Annotated in this window: 18 protein-coding genes and 1 pseudogene; 10 read left to right on the top strand and 9 right to left on the bottom strand. The window is 59.8% G+C overall.

All coding sequences use genetic code 11. The features are described 5' to 3' along the window. Positions 1–15: 15 nt before the first annotated feature. The 5 genes from hflK (KSS91_RS00530) (at position 16) to cfaB (ending at position 7,378) form a co-directional block, all read left to right on the top strand. Positions 16–1,974 (top strand): protease modulator HflK, encoded by a 1,959-nt coding sequence (gene hflK / locus KSS91_RS00530; RefSeq protein WP_217836746.1) that lies wholly within the window; start codon positions 16–18, stop codon positions 1,972–1,974. Continuing rightward, entirely contained in the window at positions 1,971–3,014 is a 1,044-nt protein-coding gene (gene hflC, locus KSS91_RS00525; RefSeq protein ID WP_217836745.1) for a protease modulator HflC, read from the top strand. Before hflK (KSS91_RS00530) ends, hflC begins: the two co-directional genes overlap by 4 nt. Beyond that, positions 3,011–4,069 carry a protease modulator HflK gene (gene hflK, locus KSS91_RS00520; protein WP_217836744.1) on the top strand — a complete coding sequence of 353 codons (1,059 nt, stop codon included), beginning with the start codon at positions 3,011–3,013 and terminating at the stop codon, positions 4,067–4,069. The genes hflC and hflK (KSS91_RS00520) overlap by 4 nt, the downstream gene beginning before the upstream one ends. Continuing rightward, positions 4,066–5,976, top strand: coding sequence for a cation-translocating P-type ATPase (locus KSS91_RS00515; protein ID WP_217836743.1), 1,911 nt, complete (start codon positions 4,066–4,068; stop codon positions 5,974–5,976). The genes hflK (KSS91_RS00520) and KSS91_RS00515 overlap by 4 nt, the downstream gene beginning before the upstream one ends. A gap of 217 nt (positions 5,977–6,193) precedes the next feature. Then, positions 6,194–7,378, top strand: a complete 1,185-nt coding sequence (gene cfaB / locus KSS91_RS00510) for a C17 cyclopropane fatty acid synthase CfaB (protein ID WP_217836742.1) — start codon at positions 6,194–6,196, stop codon at positions 7,376–7,378. Here cfaB and cls read toward each other — a convergent pair. Then, positions 7,375–8,814, bottom strand: coding sequence for a cardiolipin synthase (gene cls / locus KSS91_RS00505; protein ID WP_217836741.1), 1,440 nt, complete (start codon positions 8,812–8,814; stop codon positions 7,375–7,377). The genes cfaB and cls overlap by 4 nt on opposite strands. A gap of 132 nt (positions 8,815–8,946) precedes the next feature. Between cls and KSS91_RS00500 the strand changes: the two genes are divergently transcribed. Further along, positions 8,947–9,468, top strand: coding sequence for a DUF3617 domain-containing protein (locus tag KSS91_RS00500; protein ID WP_217836740.1), 522 nt, complete (start codon positions 8,947–8,949; stop codon positions 9,466–9,468). 43 nt (positions 9,469–9,511) lie between these two features. Here KSS91_RS00500 and KSS91_RS00495 read toward each other — a convergent pair whose 3' ends face one another. The 4 genes and pseudogenes from KSS91_RS00495 to KSS91_RS00480 all read right to left on the bottom strand — a co-directional run. Then, a complete protein-coding gene (locus tag KSS91_RS00495; RefSeq protein WP_015097422.1) occupies positions 9,512–10,444 on the bottom strand; it encodes a His/Gly/Thr/Pro-type tRNA ligase C-terminal domain-containing protein in 933 nt (310 codons plus the stop codon). Between the two features lie 149 nt (positions 10,445–10,593). Continuing rightward, entirely contained in the window at positions 10,594–11,154 is a 561-nt protein-coding gene (locus KSS91_RS00490; protein ID WP_217836739.1) for a gamma carbonic anhydrase family protein, read from the bottom strand. Further along, positions 11,151–12,077, bottom strand: coding sequence for a GTP cyclohydrolase FolE2 (folE2, locus tag KSS91_RS00485; protein WP_217836738.1), 927 nt, complete (start codon positions 12,075–12,077; stop codon positions 11,151–11,153). Before folE2 ends, KSS91_RS00490 begins: the two co-directional genes overlap by 4 nt. A gap of 101 nt (positions 12,078–12,178) precedes the next feature. Beyond that, positions 12,179–12,283 (bottom strand): annotated as a pseudogene (locus tag KSS91_RS00480) (glutamine synthetase); the annotation flags it as partial. A gap of 103 nt (positions 12,284–12,386) precedes the next feature. Here KSS91_RS00480 and zigA point away from each other — a divergent pair. Then, positions 12,387–13,592 (top strand): zinc metallochaperone GTPase ZigA, encoded by a 1,206-nt coding sequence (gene zigA, locus KSS91_RS00475; RefSeq protein WP_217836737.1) that lies wholly within the window; start codon positions 12,387–12,389, stop codon positions 13,590–13,592. 15 nt (positions 13,593–13,607) lie between these two features. On the opposite strand, the gene KSS91_RS00470 is transcribed toward zigA, so the two are convergent. Then, a complete protein-coding gene (locus KSS91_RS00470; protein ID WP_041474970.1) occupies positions 13,608–13,964 on the bottom strand; it encodes a hypothetical protein in 357 nt (118 codons plus the stop codon). Positions 13,965–13,991: 27 nt separating this feature from the next. Between KSS91_RS00470 and KSS91_RS00465 the strand changes: the two genes are divergently transcribed. After that, positions 13,992–14,963, top strand: coding sequence for a CobW family GTP-binding protein (locus KSS91_RS00465; RefSeq protein ID WP_217836736.1), 972 nt, complete (start codon positions 13,992–13,994; stop codon positions 14,961–14,963). Between the two features lie 4 nt (positions 14,964–14,967). On the opposite strand, the gene KSS91_RS00460 is transcribed toward KSS91_RS00465, so the two are convergent. After that, the gene (locus KSS91_RS00460) at positions 14,968–15,381 is read right to left on the bottom strand and encodes a DUF3301 domain-containing protein (RefSeq protein WP_007971681.1); all 414 of its coding nucleotides are present in this window, start codon (positions 15,379–15,381) and stop codon (positions 14,968–14,970) included. Between the two features lie 119 nt (positions 15,382–15,500). On the opposite strand from KSS91_RS00460, the gene pdxY reads away from it, so the two are divergent. Next, positions 15,501–16,373 (top strand): pyridoxal kinase PdxY, encoded by an 873-nt coding sequence (gene pdxY, locus KSS91_RS00455; protein ID WP_015097416.1) that lies wholly within the window; start codon positions 15,501–15,503, stop codon positions 16,371–16,373. Between the two features lie 130 nt (positions 16,374–16,503). Here the strand turns inward: pdxY and KSS91_RS00450 are convergent, their stop codons facing one another. Continuing rightward, on the bottom strand, positions 16,504–16,986 hold the full coding sequence (locus KSS91_RS00450; protein WP_007971685.1) for an acyl-CoA thioesterase: 483 nt from the start codon (positions 16,984–16,986) through the stop codon (positions 16,504–16,506). A 286-nt stretch (positions 16,987–17,272) separates the two neighbouring features. Between KSS91_RS00450 and KSS91_RS00445 the strand changes: the two genes are divergently transcribed. Then, on the top strand, positions 17,273–19,036 hold the full coding sequence (locus KSS91_RS00445; protein WP_217836735.1) for a cation:proton antiporter: 1,764 nt from the start codon (positions 17,273–17,275) through the stop codon (positions 19,034–19,036). Between the two features lie 22 nt (positions 19,037–19,058). On the opposite strand, the gene KSS91_RS00440 is transcribed toward KSS91_RS00445, so the two are convergent. Further along, positions 19,059–19,466, bottom strand: a complete 408-nt coding sequence (locus tag KSS91_RS00440; protein WP_003187120.1) for an SMI1/KNR4 family protein — start codon at positions 19,464–19,466, stop codon at positions 19,059–19,061. Between the last annotated feature and the right edge of the window lie 8 nt (positions 19,467–19,474).

The following is a 19,474-nucleotide window of genomic DNA, read 5'->3' as shown; positions in this document are numbered from 1 at the left end:
ACGCTCTGGGGTGGTATGCAAGTCGATCTCGATGTTGATGAAACGCCGCTGGCCGGGTTGCCGCGTTTTCAGCAGGCGTTCATTCAAGGGCGGCGTTTGCGCCAGTTCGCCATCGGTGCGGGCGTACTCGCCACAGTGGGTGCGTTGCTGGCGTTTTTTGCCGGGCTGTTCGCCTCGAAAACGTTGTGGCCAGCGTTATTGTTGAATCTGAGTACAGCGTTTGTGGTGCTGATGGCGGGCTTGCAATCGGCCGGTTGGGTCGCCCAATGGCGTGCCCGCGCCATGAATCCCGTGGCGCCGGCGGTGGTTGTCGAGGAATCTGCCGAGCCTTTGGGCTGGTATGAACGTTTGTTGGACCGGATCAGTCGGCAATCGCAAAACCTGCTCGGGCAAATTGGCGCGCCAACGCTGTGGCTTGGCGGTTGGGCGTTGTTGGCGGTGTTGGGTGTCGAAAAGGCCTGGGACCTTTCGTTACCCCCCGCAGGGCTGGGGCTGGCGGCCACTGTCGGGGCGGCGTGCTCATTGTTGTTGGCCTTCGGCCTATTGGTGATGGAGCGTCATCTGGCACAGGAAAACACCACGCAATGGCCTGAAGCCGCCGCGTTGGCGCAATTGATTCGTGTGCCGATCATCAGCCTGCTACTCGCTGCGTTTTGTCTGTTGTTTGCCGATGAATCGTCGGTATGGCCCGTACGTCTGGCGGTGTTGTCCGGACTGCTGCCTGGGTTGGTGGCGGCAGAGCTGTTGCTGCGTGCGGTGTTGTCATTGTTCAGTCCCCGCCGCGAACGCCTTGAGCCGGAGTTACTGGCGCGCAGCTTTGTCGCCGACATGCTGCGCTGGCCACCACAGCCGTTGCTGGCGTTGCAGCACGAATTACACAACCGCTTCGGTATAGATCTGCGGCAGATCTGGGCCTTCACTTACATGCGTCGGGCGTTCCTGCCGGTTTTGGGGGTGGTTACGCTGGTTGGCTGGTCGCTGACAGGCATTCACGAAATTGCGCTGCAAGGGCGTGGCATCTATGAACGATTCGGCAAGCCGGTGGAGGTGTTTGGCCCGGGTTTGCATCTAGGCCTGCCTTGGCCATTAGGCCGGGTATTGAGCGTCGAGAATGGCGTGGTTCACGAGTTGGCCACCAGTGTTGGCGAAACTACGACCCCTGCTCAGGCAGACCCTGCCGAAGGCCCGGCCCCGGCAATTGCCAATCGCCTGTGGGACGCCAGCCATGTGAACGATAAATCCCAGGTGATCGCCAGCAGCCGAGCTGACAGGCAGAGCTTTCAGATCGTCAACATGGATGTGCGCTTCGTCTATCGCATTGGTCTGAGCGATGAGGCGGCATTGGCCGCGACCTATAACAGTGCCGATGTGCCGATGTTGATTCGCAGCACGGCCAGCCGAATCCTGGTTCACGATTTTGCCTCGCGCACTCTCGACGGTTTATTGGGTGAGGACAGGGTAGGGCTGGCGGAAGAAATCGGCCGCGCCGTTCAGGCGGACCTGAAAAAACTCGACAGCGGTGTGGAAATTCTCGCCACGGTGGTCGAGGCGATTCACCCGCCGGCCGGTGCCGCCAACGCCTATCACGGCGTGCAAGCGGCGCAGATGGGAGCGCAAGCCTTGATTGCCCGTGAACGCGGTGCCGCCGCCGAAGCCACTCACCAGGCGCAGTTGCAGGCCAGTATCGCCCGCGATCAGGCGACGGCCAGCGCCCGTGAAATCAATGCGGGCGCCCAGGCTGCGGACCTGAAATTCAACGCCGAGCAGAAAGCCTATGCCAGCGCTGGCCAGGCCTTCGTGCTGGAGCAGTATTTCAGTCAGTTGTCCCAGGGTTTGGCCAACGCCAGATTGCTGGTGCTCGATCATCGTCTGGGCGGCAGCAGCAATGCGCCGACCATCGACCTCCGTACTTTCACGCTGCCGGTTGATCCTGCGCCGTCGCGTAAAACCGTTCAGCCAGGAGCTGCCAATTGAGCCAGTCCCATACGCACGATCACGCTGACCACAGTGGCCACGATCACGGCCATGGCGGGCACCACCATCACGGCCATCACCATCATCACCACGGCGATCCGCAGGAGGCCGGTCCATTCCCGTGGCGCCGCATGGGCTGGGCGGCATTGCTGGTGGCGTTTGCAGTCGCCGCTGCGAGCCTGGTGCAGGTGCGTTCGGGGGAGGCCACGGTGATCACGCGCTTCGGCAATCCTTCACGGGTCTTGCTGGAGCCGGGGCTGGGCTGGCGCTGGCCGGCACCGTTCGAGGCGGCGATCCCGGTGGATCTGCGGCTGCGCACCACGTCCAGCGGTTTGCAGGATGTCGGCACCCGGGACGGTTTGCGCATCATCGTTCAGGCCTATGTGGCGTGGCAGGTGCAGGGCGATCCGGACAATGTGCAACGCTTCATGCGTGCGGTGCAGAACCAGCCTGATGAGGCTGCGCGGCAGATTCGTACCTTTGTCGGTTCCGCACTGGAGACCACCGCCAGCAGTTTTGATCTGGCGAACCTGGTCAATACCGATGCCAGCCAGGTACGCATCGCCGATTTCGAAGCGCAACTGCGCAAGCAAATCGATCAGCAGTTGCTCAGCACTTATGGCGTGCGGGTATTGCAGGTCGGTATCGAACGATTGACGCTGCCTTCGGTAACGCTCACAGCGACCGTCGACCGGATGCGCGCCGAGCGTGAAACCATCGCCACTGAACGCACGGCCATCGGCAAGCGTGAAGCCGCACAAATTCGTTCTGCCGCCGAACGTGATGCGCGAATTGTGCAGGCTGATGCGACAGTGAAAGCGGCAGATATCGAAGCACAATCGCGCGTCGAAGCGGCGCAGATTTATGGTCGCGCCTATGCGGCGTCGCCGCAGCTTTACAACCTGCTGCGTTCGCTCGACACCTTGGGCACTGTGGTGACGCCGGGGACCAAGCTGATTCTGCGTACCGATGCCGCACCGTTCCGGGTGCTGGTTGACGGTCCGCCGGGCCTCGACAACAAGTCCGGATCGCAGCCATGAGTTTGGTTCCACGTGGAACAAATGAGTTGAGCAGCCCCTGGATTCAAGCCGGGCGCCTGGCGTTTATTGCCCTGTACGCGGTGACGGTGTTGGCGGCATTGGCGTGGGCGTTTTCCAATGTGCGGCAGATCGATCCACAAAATCGCGCCGTGGTTTTGCATTTTGGCGCGCTGGATCGCATTCAGAATGCCGGGCTGCTTCTGGCTTGGCCGCAACCCTTCGAGCAGGTGATTTTGTTGCCGGCGGCGGATCGGGTGATCGAGCGTCGAGTGGAAAGCCTGTTGCGCAGTGATGCCGCGACGCAGGCTGATCGCGTGGCCAGTTTTGCCACGCCCATCAGCGATGCCCTCGCAGGCTCCGGTTATCTGTTAACGGGTGACGCCGGCGTGGTGCAACTCGATGTGCGGGTTTTCTACAAGGTCACCGAGCCCTATGCGTTTGTGCTTCAGGGCGAACATGTGTTGCCGGCTCTGGATCGGCTGGTGACCCGCAGCGCGCTAGCGCTCACGGCCGCACGTGATCTGGACACCATTCTGGTCGCTCGTCCGGAACTGATCGGCGCCGATAGCCAGGCGGCGGAGCGGCGTGAGCGCTTGCGCGGTGATCTGGTGCACGGCATCAATCAACGGCTGGCCGAACTCACAGCAACAGGGCAAGGCTTGGGCATCGAAGTGGCACGGGTCGATGTGCAATCGAGTTTGCCAAGCCCTGCGGTTAACGCTTTCAACGCGGTACTGACCGCCAGCCAGCAAGCCGACAAGGCCGTTGCCAATGCCCGCACCGAAGCCGAGAAGTTGACGCAAACCGCCAACGAACAAGCCGACCGTACGCTGCAAGTGGCCCATGCCCAGGCGAGTGAACGGTTGGCCAAAGCGTCTGCCGATACGGCGACCGTGTTGAGCCTGGCCAAGGCCGAGCAGCAAGGTATCGACCCACAGATGATGCTGCGCATTTATCGCGAGCGCATGCCGAAAATTTTCGGCCAGGCAGGTTCGGTCACTACGGTCGATCCCAAAGACGATTCACGCCTGATCATTCAGGGAGCTGCACAATGACCGCTCAAACCGCCGCTGCACCGAGCCTGTTGTCTTCGGCTGAACAGCGCCGCGCCGCGCGCCAGTTGACCCTGGCCATGCTCGCATTGGGCTTGCTTGCGCTGGGCCTGATCTGGCGTTGGCTGGCGCCGGAGCAGGCCGGTGTCAGTCAGTTGCTGCTGGGGTTTGCTTCGTTGCTGGTTGCTATACCGGTCATGCGCTCGGCCTGGTACAGCCTGCGTTATCCAAGCCTGCACGGCATCACCGATCAATTGATTGCCTTGGCCATGCTGGGTGCCTGGGCCACCGGGGATCTGCTGACGGCAGCCCTGTTGCCGATCATCATGATCTTCGGCCACGTGCTGGAGGAGCGCAGCGTGATCGGCTCCCAGGAGGCGATTCACGCCCTTGGCAAACTGACCCGCAGCCACGCACGCAAGATTCAGGCAGACGGCTCCATCATCGAAGTCGACAACGGTACGCTCAAGGCCGGCGATCGGGTCGAGGTGCGCGCCGGGGACCGGGTACCGGCGGATGGCCGGGTGTTGTCCGGCCAGGCCAGTCTGGACACCGCCTCCATAACCGGCGAATCGGTACCGATGGAGGCCGGTGTCGGCATGTCGGTGTTCGGTGGTGCGATCAACCTCGATGGTCTGCTGCGAATCGAAGTGACCCGCACCGGCCATGAGTCGACCCTCGGCAAAGTGATTGCCCTGATGCAAAACGCCGAGCGTTCGAAGCCGCCCATTACCCGTTTGCTGGAGCGTTACGCGGGCAGCTACATGGTGCTGGTATTGCTGCTGGCGGCCGTGACCTGGTTCATCACCAACAACGCTCAGGCGATGCTCGCGGTGTTGGTGGCGGCCTGTCCTTGTGCGCTGGTGTTGTCGGCGCCGGCCACGGCGATTGCGGGTGTGGCGGTGGCGGCACGCCACGGGATTCTGATCCGCAGTTCTGCGTTCCTCGAAGAGTTGGCGGACCTGACCTCGCTGGTGGTCGACAAGACCGGGACGCTGACCTTTGGCACCTTGCGTCTGCAATCCATCGACAGCCCGTTGGAGGATCGCAGCCACGTCCTGAAGCTGGCGGCGAGCCTCGGCTCGGCCAGCAGTCATCCGGTCAGCCGCGCCCTGGCGGGGTTGGTGGCCCAGGAAGATTTTCTGCTGCTGACCGACATTCATGAACGCCAGGGCCTGGGTGTGGTGGCGATGACGGGGCAGGGCGAAGCGGCGCTCGGCCGGCCGGAGTTGTTTGCACAACTGGGCATCAGTACAACGGCGGTTCCCGATCACGATGGTCCGATTGCCGGGCTGGCGCTCAATGGGGAGTTTCTTGCCTGGCTGTTGCTGGCCGACAGTGTCAAACCCGAGGCGCAATTTGCCTTGGGTGAGTTGCGTGAACTGGGTCTGGGTCGTCAGTTGTTGCTCACGGGAGACCGCCATAGCGTTGCGCAAACGCTCGCCCGGGATGTCGGAATCAGCGACGTCGAAGCGCAAGCCCTGCCCGAAGACAAACTCAATCGCGTGCTCAAGGAAATCGACAGCGGCTTTCGGCCGATGGTGGTCGGCGATGGCATCAATGATTCACTGGCCCTCAAGGCGGGTGTGGTCGGTGTAGCCATGGGGGCGGGCGGTGCAGACATCGCCCTGGCATCGGCTGACATCGTACTGATCGGCAGTGACCTGCGTCGCCTCGGCACCTGCGTGCGCCTGAGTCGCCAGTGCCGCCAGACGTTGCAGGTCAATGTGATCATCGGGCTGGGCTGGACCCTGGCGATTGTGGCCTTCGCCGCGTTCGGCTGGCTCGGCGCTGCCGGGGCGATGATTGCAGCGTTGTTGCATAACCTCAGCACCTTGCTGGTCCTGGGCAATGCCGGTCGATTGCTGCGATTTCAGGAGCCCTTACTCAAACTCAAGGACGAAACCTGAAGGCGAATGCTTTAAACCGGATAATTACAGGTCATAAACTTTTAGAACTGTGCGCCCGGCTCGTAGTCATTGGAGATGAGGGCACATCATTTTGTGCGTTCGCGGCGGTCGGTTCTGGCGTCGCGAATCATTGAAAATGGCTATTAATTCGATAGCCAGCTATTTTTCAAGGATGGTCTACCCTCTGATCAGACGTCTGAAACAAGGGGGATTCTCCATGCTCGCGCAACTTCCACCGGCCTTACAGAATCTGCAGTTACCGCTTCGCCTGAGACTCTGGGACGGCCATGAATTCAATCTGGGGCCGACGCCCAGCGTAACGATTGTGGTCAAGGACCCGCAAATGGTCTCCCAGTTTACCCATCCAAGCCTGGATGCCCTCGGTGCTGCTTTTGTCGAAGGCAAACTGGAGCTCGAAGGCTCCATCAGCGATGTGATCCGCGTCTGTGATGAATGGAGCCAGGCGTTGCTGGACGAAGACGATGACAATCAGCCTGTTCGTAGCGTTCACGACAAAGATACAGACGCCAAGGCGATTTCCTACCACTACGACCTTTCCAACGCGTTCTATCAGCTGTGGCTCGACAGCGACATGGCGTATTCCTGCGCTTACTTCGAGACCGGTAGCGAAAGCCTCGAGCAGGCCCAACAAGCCAAGTTCCGTCATTTGTGTCGCAAGCTGCGCCTGCAACCCGGCGAATATCTGCTGGATGTGGGGTGTGGTTGGGGCGGATTGGCGCGTTTTGCTGCGCGAGAGTTTGGCGCGAAAGTGTTCGGTATCACTCTCAGCAAGGAGCAGTTGGCTCTGGCCCGGGAGCGCGTAAAAGCGGAGGGCCTGGAGGACCTGGTTGAGCTGCAATTGCTCGACTATCGCGATTTGCCGCAGGATGGACGCTTCGACAAGGTTGTCAGCGTCGGCATGTTCGAACACGTGGGCCACGCCAATCTCGCGGAGTACTGCAAGACTCTGTTCGGTGCTGTGAAAGAGGGCGGCCTGGTGATGAACCACGGGATCACCGCCAAATACACCGATGGCCGTCCGGTGGGGCGCGGTGCCGGTGATTTCATCGGGAAATATGTGTTCCCCAACGGCGAGTTGCCGCACCTGTCGATGATCTCTGCGCAGATCAGTGAGGCCGGGCTGGAAATCGTCGACGTCGAAAGCTTGCGACTGCACTACGCCCGCACGCTTGATCACTGGAGCGAACGCCTCGAAGACAATCTCGAAGCGGCTTCCAAACTGGTACCGGAACAAGCCCTGCGCATCTGGCGGTTGTACCTGGCCGGTTGCGCCTACGCGTTCGCCCGCGGCTGGATCAACCTGCACCAGATTCTTGCCGTGAAGGCCCACGCCGATGGCAGTCATGAACTGCCATGGACCCGGGACGATATCTACCTTTAAAGAATTGGCGAAATCAGCCGGGCGACCCGCATGCCGAGCTGCTGCAGGCGGTGGGTCTCCCGGCCTTCTCCTTTGGCGATTTCGTGGGCGTTGGCGAAGTCATCATTGAGCATCTGTTCCACCTCGGCGGCAAAGGCGCTGTCGACGGTCAGCAACATTACTTCGAAATTCAGCCGGAACGAACGGTTGTCCAGGTTGGCGCTGCCGATGGCGCTGATTTCTCGGTCGATCAACACCACTTTCTGGTGCAGGAATCCGGGCTCGTAACGGAACACCCGCACACCGGCGCGCACGGCTTCGAAGGCGTAGAGGCTGGAGGCGGCGTAGACGATTCGATGGTCGGGTCGAGACGGCAACAGCAGCCGCACATCCACACCCCGCAGGACCGCCAGACGCAACGCTGCGAACACGGCTTCATCGGGGATGAAATACGGGCTGGTGATCCAGATCCGTTCCGTCGCCGCATGGATCGCTTCGACAAAGAACAGAGAACAGGTTTCGTAGGCGTCTGCCGGCCCACTGGCAAGCAACTGGCACAGTACGCCGTCTTCCGGATAAACCTCGGGCAGGATCAGTGGCGGCAGGGCATGAGCCACCCAGAACCAGTCTTCAGCGAAAGACTCCTGCATGCACGCCACCACTGGCCCGCGCACTTGCACGTGGGTATCGCGCCAAGGGGCCAGGGGCGGTTTCTCGCCCATGTATTCATCACCGACGTTGTGCCCGCCAACGAAGCCGAGAATGCCGTCCACCACCACGATCTTGCGATGGTTGCGGAAGTTCACCTGAAAGCGATTGAACCAGCCACTACGGGGGCCAAAAGCCTTGACCTCGACCCCGCCATCACGCAAGGCCTGCACGTAGCCGTTGGGTAGGGAATGGCTGCCGATTCGGTCATACAACAGATAGATCGCCACGCCTTCGGCGGCTTTTTTCAACAGCAAAGATTGCAGGCGTTGGCCGAGGCGGTCGTCGTGGACGATGAAAAACTGGATCAGCACGGCCTCTTTCGCCTGGCTGATGGCATCGAAAATGGCCTCGAACGTCGACTGGCCGTTGATCAGCAGCCGCGTCTGGTTATTGGCCAGGCAGGGCATGTTTCCGAGCTTGGGCATCGCTCTGAGTGAGGCGTAGGCAGAAGAGGCGCGGGCGGTGAGGGCTTCTTCTACCCAGGGTCGCCAGTTGAGTTCGGAAACAGCCTTGCGCATCTCCTCGTTGGCCTGCCGCCGGGCCTTGATGTAGCCATCAAAGGTGCTGCGGCCGAACATCAGATACGGGATCAGCGTGAGGTATGGGATGAAAAACAGCGACAGGGCCCAGGCGATCGAGCCTTGGGCGGTACGGACGGTTAACACGGCGTGGATGGCCGCGATCATGCCCAGCGAGTGCAGCAGGGCGATCGTATAACCGAAAATATGCGGTCCGAAATAATCCATGGGGGCTGCCTTGCTCCTGAAGATTCAGTGCTTAACAGACCATGTTCCGTGCAGAATGTCGCTAATTAATTGGCCCCTGAACCGAAGCCTGCGGCTGACGTCTAACGGCCACTACTGATCAGGAGTTACTCGATGAACGTTCGTCTGCTGGGTTTGGCCATGGCACTGGGTTTGGCACTTCCTGTGGCGGCTCACGCGCAAATGCTGCAACCGGGATTGTGGGAGCTGACCACGAGCAACATGAAGGTCGATGAGCAGAATATGCCTGACCTGCAATTGATCCTCGGTCAGCTCCAAAGCCAGATGACCCCTGAGCAGCGTGCGCAGCTGGAAAAGCAGGGGATCACCATGGGGGGCAAAGGGATCCGGGCGTGCCTGACACCGGAGCAGGTCAAGACCGATGACATTCCGCTGACCGATCCGCAGTCGGGCTGCAAGCAGGAAATCACCGACCGCTCAGGCAACCAGTGGAAATTCCGCTTCAGCTGCCCGAGAGCCCAGGGCGCCGGCGTGGCGACATTCCTCAGCGACCGCGAATTCACCACCAAGGTCAACGGGACGTTCAACGCCACCGGCATTCAACAGAAGGGCAGCCTTGAATCCCGCGCTGTCTGGTTGGGGCAGGATTGCGGCACGGTGAAGCCGAGAGTTTAAGAGCTTCGCGAGCAAGCCCGCTTCCACACTGGATCTGTGTCGTTCACAAATCCAGTGTGGGAGCGGGCTTGCTCGCGAAGGCGTCCATCCAGTCTCCCTGGATCCCCGGCTGGCTCAACCACTCACACGCCGCCTCGACAGCCATCCGGCCAAAATCCTCCCCCGTGCGGCTGCGCACACTGACAAACCCCCCGGCCTGTTCTTTTTCGCCGACCACCACCAGGTACGGCACGGTCCGGCTGTGCTGGCGAATCTTGAAACGGATTTTTTCGTTGCGCAGGTCGGCCCTTGCGCGCACACCCCTTTGGCGCAAGGATTCGGTCACCGTTTGTGCATAAGTCGCCTGGCGGTCGTCCATGCTGACGACGACCACATGGGGTGGAAGGCTCCAGTGCTGCAGCTCCTGATGGCTGGACCAGCATGTGCCGTAGATCCGTTGTTGCAACGTGCCGCTGATGTGATCGAGGGCGAACGCCTGCAAGACTTTGGTGGTGGGGACGTGCGGTCCATGGCTCTGGTATTCGGTGTCCCCCAGACGGTACATCGACGCCTCTTCGCGCGGTGGCCGACGGCGGATCGAGTGATTGGTAGCTGCCAGTGACTGCATGCGCGCTTCGATGAGGGGCAGGTCTGCCGGAGTCAGCGGTCGCTCGACGACAAATTCGTAAAAGAAGCCATCACCCAACTCCCTGCCCGCGCGCATTTGTGCATGTGGGTGGAGTTGCTTGACCGCCATGGCCAGCATCAATGCACAGGAGCGGCGCAGGATCTCCAGTCCGTCCGGCTCGCGGGGGGTGACAATGCTGACCCGGGCATCCGCTTCGATCATGTATTCGCAGTCCACCAATACACCATCGACCCGGCCCGCTACGGCCGCGCTGGCCAGTCCGGGGCTGATGCTGGCGGCCAACTCGTGCACGGACAGCGGTTGGTCGAATTCACGCAATGAACCATCGGGCAGAGTGATCTGGATCATGGTCGGCGTACTCAGGTACTGCTAGCGAGCGTTATCGGATAAACCTAGTGCTAATTCCTTGCCGCTGTCATTAAGACCTTTGTCTTACCAGGCAGTTTGTATCGGCGCATTCACCAGCCAGGCATTGCCAATCAGCACGCTGCTCATGGTCAGAACTCGTTTTGCAGGGCTTTGTAGCCGCGCACCAGGTCGACGTTGGTGCGCGCCACGTCTTCGGAAAACTCCGAAGCACTGACGCTCACCGGCGGGAATTGCGAGAGATCGGTGTTGGGGCCGATCCGCGTGGTAGAGGGCACGTAGAAAGCTTCAGGCAGGTCACGCCCGTCGACCACCGAGTTGTGCCGTACCACGCAACCGTCACCGACCACACAGTTGAACAGCACGCTGTTGAAGCCGATGAACACCCGATTACCCACGGTGCAGGGGCCATGCACGATCGAGCGGTGGGCGATGGAACTGAATTCGCCAATGGTCACCGCCGCGCCGGATTTGGAGTGGATCACCACGCCGTCCTGGATGTTCGAGTTGGCGCCGATGGCGATCGGCTGCATGTCGCCCGACTCGTCGACTTCGTCAGCGCGGATCACGGCGTAGGGACCGACGAACACGTTTTCGCCGATCACCACTTTGCCGCAAATGATTGCCGTCTTGTCGACGTAGGCAGACTCGGCAATCAGCGGTAAATCTCCGGATGGATTCTTGCGGATCATGGTTTGCTCAATGCGTTGTACAGGGTATTGAGGTTGTCCCAGTTGAAACGGCTCTCGGCAACGGCGTCGTGGGCGTGCAAGCTTTCGGCGTGGATCACACGAATGTGGAAGGCATTGATGCCTGTGGAACGTTTCAGGGCTAGATTCAAGCGGCGTGCGGCGTCCTCGCAGAACATCAGGTTCTGACCATTGGCCAAGGCGAAGGCCTGTTCGTCGGCGCGTTTTACCGCTGTTTGGACGGCTGTGCCGAGTGCGGCTTCGGCGTCATTGATGATAGCGATCAGAGGCAGGTCATCCAGGAAATCAGCCAACCGTACGCGCAACTTTGCGCTGCTGCGCTGGCTGTGAGGTGTGGCGACAATGCCGTTCGTGGAACCCAGCCACGCTAAAACGTCAGCGTGTTGCAGTGACTTGTTGGCGAAATCATCGACGAATTGCTGCTGTATCAACTGTCGAGAAAGGGCCGCGGAGCACGGACAGGTTGAGGAATAAGGCACGTCGATTTTTAGTTCCACGTGGAACATCGCGTTTTTCAAACGCGCTTCGATGCTCACCGGATAGCTTTTCCAACCTGCCAATGGACTGATCAGCGCCCGTCTTTTCAGCAGTACATCGGCGTGAATAGTTAAGTGCGCACTACTGGACAGGTCTTCATGACTCTCAAGAAAACGCTGCAAAACCCGTCGCAATAAAGCCGGTGAAAGGCTTTCCTGCTCCAGCAACTCAAGCGCCAGATAGAGCCGTGACATGTGAATGCCGCGCGCATTGCCATCGTCGAGGCTCACGCCGGCATCAGCCTTTGCATTCAGGCGTTGGCCATCAAACAAAACGGGAAGAGCAATGCCGCACATGCCCACCCACTCCAGTGGCAGGGCTTGGCGTGAGGCCTGCGCGGCGATATCCGGCAGAGTCAGCGCATTCATGAGCAGGTCCATCGTGGGAGTTGATGTGTCATGTTATAGTATAACAATCAAGTCGACGATGCTTTTTTCATGGATGGGTCTTCATTGAAAAACGGGCAGGCCTAAAAGTCAGTGATCCGGTTGCAGGTGAACTTCGCGCTGCTGCCACCGGAGCTGGAAAACCGGTTGATCGTGGTCCAGCCGACGCGCTGGTTGTAGCCAACCCAGGTTACCCGGCCGGGCAAGAGGGAATGGTTTATTTGTTGTGTTACAGTATAACATTATATAAGCCCGGCCCAGCGACCGGGCATCCCTGTGAGGAATATGCAGATGTCCAACCGACTCCCCGTGACCGTTCTCTCCGGCTTTCTTGGCGCCGGAAAAAGTACACTTCTTAATTACATACTACGTAATCGCGATGGTCTGCGGGTTGCAGTCATCGTCAACGATATGAGCGAAATCAACGTCGATGGCACCGAAGTCCAGCGTGATGTCAGCCTTAATCGGGCTGAAGAGCGGTTGGTGGAAATGAGTAACGGGTGTATTTGCTGTACGTTACGTGAAGACTTGCTCGAGGAAGTGAGTCAGCTCGCCAGGGATGGCCGCTTCGACTATCTGCTGATCGAATCCACCGGCATTTCCGAACCGCTGCCGGTGGCGGAAACCTTCACCTTTCGCGATGAAAACGGCCAGAGCCTCAACGACATCGCACGTCTCGACACCATGGTCACGGTGGTCGACGGCATGAACTTCCTGCTCGATTACCAGGCTGCCGAAAGCCTGGCCTCCCGGGGAGAAACACTTGGGGAGAAAGACGAACGTTCGATTACCGATCTGTTGATTGAGCAGGTCGAGTTCGCCGATGTGATTTTGCTCAGCAAGATCGACTTGATCAGCAGCCACCAACGGGAGGAATTGATCGCCATCCTCGAGCGTCTCAATGCCCGGGCGGAAATCATTGCGATGACGATGGGCGAAATCCCCTTGGATAAAATTCTCAACACCGGTCGTTTTGACTTCGAAAAGGCTGCCCAGGCGCCGGGGTGGTTGCAGGAGTTGCGCGGGGAGCACGTGCCGGAAACCGAAGAATACGGCATTGCTTCCTGCGCTTACCGGGCACGTCGGCCGTTCCATCCACAGCGTTTCTTCAACTTCATCGACGGCCCTTGGGACAACGGCAGGCTGTTGCGTTCAAAGGGCTTTTTCTGGCTGGCGAGCAAGCACATGGACGCCGGCAACTGGTCCCAGGCCGGTGGATTGATGCGCTATGGTTTTGCCGGACGCTGGTGGCGTTTCGTACCGAAAAACCAATGGCCGCAAGACGAAGAAAGCACCACCGGGATCATGAAAAACTGGACCGCCGATAGCGGGGATTGTCGCCAGGAACTGGTGTTCATCGGCCAGAACATCGACTTCACGCAGCTCACCGCCGAACTGGACGCCTGCCTGCTGAGCGATGAGGAAATGGCGTTGGGCGTAGAGGGCTGGCGTTTGCTGCCTGATCCATTCGGCCCTTGGTACGAAGAAGCTGCCTGATCCTCTGATGGCGCTTCAAGGCTTGAGCCAGGTGCCCTGGCTCTGGGCCTCGCAGTACGGCTGCAAATATGCCGCGTCGGTGGCAACGCCGTAATAGTGAATATCCTGGCGGTAGGGCATATTGGCGACTTGGGCGTTGCTGCAGATGCCAAATGCGCCGCCGGGGCATTGATCGACATACTGCACATCGACTTTCTGCCCCGCCAGATTCGGCTGGCAGAAACCATCGGCGAAGAGTTTTGGCGGGATGTTGCGGTTCTGCTGGCAAACCTGGACATCAAGCCGCTCGGCCTGGCTGTGAACCACGCAGGCCTGGGCCAGCGCCTCGCCTGAAACGAGTGCCAGGAGCAACGACAAGCCAATCAACCGCATCCACTACCTCCTCAGAAATCATCGACCATGCTGCAGAATATCCCTACTCATGTCATTGCCGGTCCGTTGGGCGCCGGCAAGACCAGCCTGATCAAGCACCTGTTGGCCCAGCGCCCGGCAGGCGAGCGGTGGGCGGTGTTGATCAACGAGTTTGGCCAGATCGGTCTCGACGCAGCGCTGCTGACCCGGGACGCCGATGGTATCGCACTGGGTGAAGTGGCCGGGGGCTGCCTGTGCTGCGTCAACGGTGCACCCTTTCAGATTGGCCTTGGGCGCTTGTTGCGCAAGGCGCAACCGGATCGGCTGTTCATCGAGCCCTCGGGGCTGGGGCATCCGGCGCAGTTGCTCAGGCAATTGAGCGAAGCGCCGTGGCAAGGCGTGTTGGCTGTTCAGCCTTGTGTGGTGGTGCTGGACGCCCAGGCGCTCGCCGCTGGCAAACCGTTGCCGGATGCACAACAGCAAGCCCTGAGCCATGCGGGACTGTTAGTGCTGAACAAGTCCGAAGGTCTCGAGGAAGACAGTCGCCAGCAAGTCGCCGCGCTATTGCCGCCGACGCCTCTGTGCTGGACGCAACAGGCGGTTTTACCCTTGAGGGAGCTGCCGGGGCTGAACGCCAAGGCGCAGGCAGGTGTGGATAACTTCGTTTTGCCCAAGGGATTGGCGCAGCTGCCGGCGGTCTGGAGCGATCCTGCGTTACCCATTTGCTTGAGTCAGCAGCAGGACGGAGGCTGGAGCATCGGATGGCGTTGGCACCCAAGCCAGGTATTTGATGCCGCGCTGGTTGGCCAGTGGCTTGAAAGCCTTGGCTGGAGGCGGGCGAAGCTGGTTATCCACAGTGCCGACGGATGGATATCGGCAAACGCGGTGGATAACTCGGTACTGGACTGGCGGTCCAGCGAATGGCGGCAGGATTCACGCATCGAGCTGATTTTCAGTGAACCCCGGGATGCAGAACTGTTGCAGAGTGAACTGGCAGCGTGCCGAGCCGAATCGGCTTAACGGCTTACGGCCGCCACTTGGTATGTTCCTGACGCCACTGGCTCAGCTCGATCACTTCTGCGCGAGGCTTTACCACATCGACCACCGGTTCGGTTTCGTCGAACGGGACCGGGTAGGGCGCCAGTTCAATCTGTGCGCTGTGAGCGCCAAACTGGGTGATGGTGCCGTTGTGGCGGGTTTCGCCGGTCACGGTGAATTCGAAGTTATACACACGGGCCAGGCGTCGCCGCCCACTGGCATCCCTGATGAACGCGATTCTTTTCAACGCCACGTTGCCGTCCAGCAATTCGATCCCGAGCTTGGTGCAATGCTGCTTGACCCGCTCCAGCGCGCGCTCGCGCAAGCCATGATTGTGCCATAGCCATGCGCCGGCAGTGGCGAACAGCATCAGCACGAATATATTTCCAAGGGTCAGCATCAACAGGGTGCTCCAACAAGATAGTGTCAGCTTAACTGCGTCGCTGGTCTGTCGTACAGGCTGCGTTTAGTCGCATACTGCGCGGCTAGAATTTCAATCGTTTTACGGAAATCCACCGCATGAAACGTACACCGCATTTGCTCGCTATCCAGTCCCACGTGGTATTCGGTCACGCCGGCAACAGTGCCGCGGTTTTCCCGATGCAACGGGTCGGGGTGAATGTCTGGCCGCTCAACACCGTGCAGTTCTCCAATCACACCCAGTACGGTCAATGGGCCGGTGAAGTGCTGGCACCGCACCAGATACCTGAGCTGGTCGAGGGTATCGCGGCGATTGGCGAGCTGGGCAACTGCGATGCGGTGCTCTCCGGTTACCTCGGCAGTGCGGCCCAGGGCCGGGCGATCCTGACGGGTGTGGCGCGGATCAAGTCGATGAATCCCAAGGCACTGTACCTGTGTGACCCGGTCATGGGGCATCCGGAGAAAGGCTGCAGTGTTCCGGCGGAAGTCAGTGATTTTCTGCTGGAGGAGGCCGCCGCCGTAGCGGACTTCATGTGCCCGAACCAGCTGGAACTGGACAGTTTCTCCGGGCGCAAGCCGCAATCGCTGTTCGATTGCCTGGCCATGGCGCGTGCATTGCTGGCGCGCGGCCCGAAAGCGGTGCTGGTCAAGCATCTGGACTACCCAGGCAAGTCGGCAGAGGTCTTCGAAATGCTGCTGGTGACGGCCGAAGGCAGCTGGCATTTGCAGCGCCCGTTGCTGGCGTTCCCGCGTCAGCCGGTGGGCGTTGGCGATCTGACGTCCGGGCTGTTCCTGGCACGTGTGCTGTTGGGTGACAGCCTGGTGGCCGCGTTCGAGTTCGCGGCGTCGGCGGTGCATGAAGTGCTGCTTGAAACCCAGGCCTGTGCCAGCTACGAGTTGGAACTGGTTCGGGCTCAGGACCGGATTGCCCATCCGCGGGTGCGGTTCGAGGCGACCTCGATCAGCCTCTGATTGAGCGTTGAGCCCATTCGCGAGCAAGCCCGCTCCCACAATGGATCTATGCAACACCAAAGATCAAATGTGGGAGCGGGCTTGCTCGCGAAGGCTATCTAGAGAACTCCGTCAACCTGACTGAACAAACTCAGGCGTCGCCCTTGATTTCCTGGTAACGCTTTTCCAGTTCCTGGCGAATCTGCCGGCGCTGCTGGGCCTGGATGAAGCGGCGCTTGCTCTCGCTGTTGTCCGGTTGCAGCGGCGGTACTTGGGCAGGTTTACGCTGGTCATCCACCGCGACCATGGTGAAGAAGCAGCTGTTGGTGTGACGCACCGATCGCTCGCGAATGTTCTCGGTCACCACTTTGATGCCCACCTCCATGGAGGTGTTGCCGGTGTAGTTGACCGAGGCGAGAAAGGTCACCAGTTCGCCGACATGGATCGGCTCACGGAAAATGACCTGGTCCACCGACAGGGTCACCACATAGCGGCCGGCATAACGGCTGGCGCAGGCGTAGGCCACTTCGTCGAGGTATTTGAGCAGGGTGCCACCGTGAACATTGCCAGAGAAGTTGGCCATGTCAGGGGTCATCAATACCGTCATCGACAGCTGGGCGTTTCCGGGTTCCATAGCATTCTCACGGGTCAAGGCCAGGTTTGAGGGATGCACCTCTGCGGGTGCCTCGGCGGTTTTTTCAAACCAACAGTTATCGGGACGCCGGGCGCAGAGTCGCCGTCACGCCGGATCGATCTGTTTCCATATATTGCACCGCCTTTCTGCCAGAAGTCGCGGTGTTACCCTGCAAAAAGCCCGGAGACAGGGGTATTTCCTACGCGCAAAGCAGACTTTTGCTCGGCTCGATCAGACCATTCCTGCGTCTGTGAGTCGGGCAACTTCAATCAGGGAGCCGCTCGCCATGCATGCCATCAGTTTCATTCAGGATCTGGCAGTGATCATGTTGATCGCAGGTGTGGTGACCGTGGTTTTTCATCGCCTGAAACAACCGGTGGTGCTGGGCTACATCGTCGCCGGTTTCATCATTGGCCCGCACACCCCGCCATTCGGCCTGATCCATGACGAAGAAACCATCAAGACCCTGGCCGAACTCGGGGTGATATTCCTGATGTTCTGCCTGGGCCTGGAGTTCAGCCTGCGCAAGTTGTTCAAGGTCGGTGCCACGGCCTTCATCGCGGCATTCCTGGAAATCGTGCTGATGATCTGGATCGGCTACGAGATCGGTCGCTGGTTTGACTGGAGCACCATGGATTCACTGTTCCTCGGCGCGATCCTGGCGATTTCCTCAACCACCATCATCGTCAAGGCGCTTAATGATCTGAAGTTGAAGAACGAGCGGTTTGCGCAGTTGATATTCGGTGTGCTGATCGTCGAAGACATTCTGGGCATCGGCATCATCGCGCTTCTGTCCAGCATCGCCGTCAGTGGTACGGTCAGCTCCGGCGAAGTGTTTTCCACAGTGGGCAAACTGTCGCTGTTCATGATCGTCGCATTGGTCATCGGCATTCTGATGGTGCCGCGGTTGCTGGCCTACGTGGCCAGGTTCGAGAGCAACGAAATGCTGCTGATTACCGTGCTGGGCTTGTGTTTCGGCTTCTGCCTGCTGGTGGTCAGGCTTGAATACAGCATGGTGCTCGGCGCGTTCCTGATCGGCGCGATCATGGCTGAATCCCGGCAACTGCTGAAAATCGAGCGCTTGATAGAACCGGTTCGAGATCTTTTCAGCGCGATTTTCTTTGTGGCCATCGGGCTGATGCTCGATCCGGCGATCCTGCTTCAGTACGCCTGGCCAATCGCCGTAATCACCGTAGCCGTGGTGCTCGGCAAGATGTTGTCCTGCGGCCTTGGTGCATTTATCGCTGGTAATGACGGACGCACGTCGCTGCGGGTCGGGATGGGTCTTTCACAGATTGGCGAATTCTCTTTCATCATTGCTGCACTGGGCATGACGTTGCAGGTCACCAGTAACTTTTTATACCCGGTAGCTGTGGCGGTGTCGGTGATCACGACCTTGCTGACGCCTTATCTGATTCGCGCGGCTGATCCATTGTCGATCAAGCTCGCGGGCGTCATGCCGGAACGCCTGGGACGGGTGTTGGGGATGTACGGCGAATGGCTGCGCAGCATCCAGCCTCAGGGCGAGGGGGCGTTGCTGGCGTCGATGATCAGAAGGATTTTGCTGCAGGTCGGGGTCAACCTGGCATTGGTGATCGCGATTTTCTTCTCGGGCGCGTACTTCGCCGAGCGCATGTCGGCTTACGTGCAAGGCTGGATCAGCGATCCGAGCTGGCAGAAGGCATTGATCTGGGGTGGGGCGCTTTTGTTGTCGCTGCCTTTTTTGATTGCGGCATACCGCAAGCTCAAAGCCCTGTCGATGTTGCTGGCGGAAATGGGCGTCAAGCCGGAGATGGCCGGGCGCCATACGCAGCGAGTGCGCAGGGTGATCGCCGAAGTGATCCCGATCCTGTCGCTGCTGGTGATCTTTTTGCTGTTGGCAGCCTTGTCGGCCAGTATTCTGCCGACCAACAAGTTGCTGGTACTGATCGCCGTGGTCGCGGCCGCCGTGGCGGCGCTGCTGTGGCGCTGGTTCATTCGTGTGCATACGCGGATGCAGGTGGCGTTGCTGGAAACCCTTGAAAATCACAAGGAGTCGTCCGGGCATTGACCACCCAGCGGCGTTGACGGGATCAGCTTTCCAGCCAGACGTCCCGCGCCCAGTGCCACACCGACTCCCAGGTTTCTTCGGCGATCAGCTCTTCTTCGGCCTGCCAAAGCACCACGGTGCCGTCCTCTTCGACGCAGTAGTAGTCGTCACCGTCCTGGCAGATCGGGATCAGGCTGCGATCGACACCGGCGTCCCAGGCGTTGGCGGCAACGTCGGGCAGGTAGGTGTGGGATTGCGGGTCAGTCACGGTGACCGGTTCCAGGCTACCGTAGACCACGTCGCTGACGGTCAGCAGAAACTCTCTGAAGACGAACGGAATGTCGATGAACAGTTGTTCTTCGATTTCGACCAGCAGGTCTTCGTCAGGCAATTCCAAGGGGACCGGTACCGGTTCGTTGGCTTCACGCAGTTGTTCGATGATTTCTTCCACGTCCGGGA

This window comes from Pseudomonas azerbaijanorientalis (assembly GCF_019139795.1).
GTDB lineage: Bacteria > Pseudomonadota > Gammaproteobacteria > Pseudomonadales > Pseudomonadaceae > Aquipseudomonas > Aquipseudomonas laurylsulfatiphila.
This window is presented reverse-complemented; position numbering and strand designations above follow the sequence as displayed.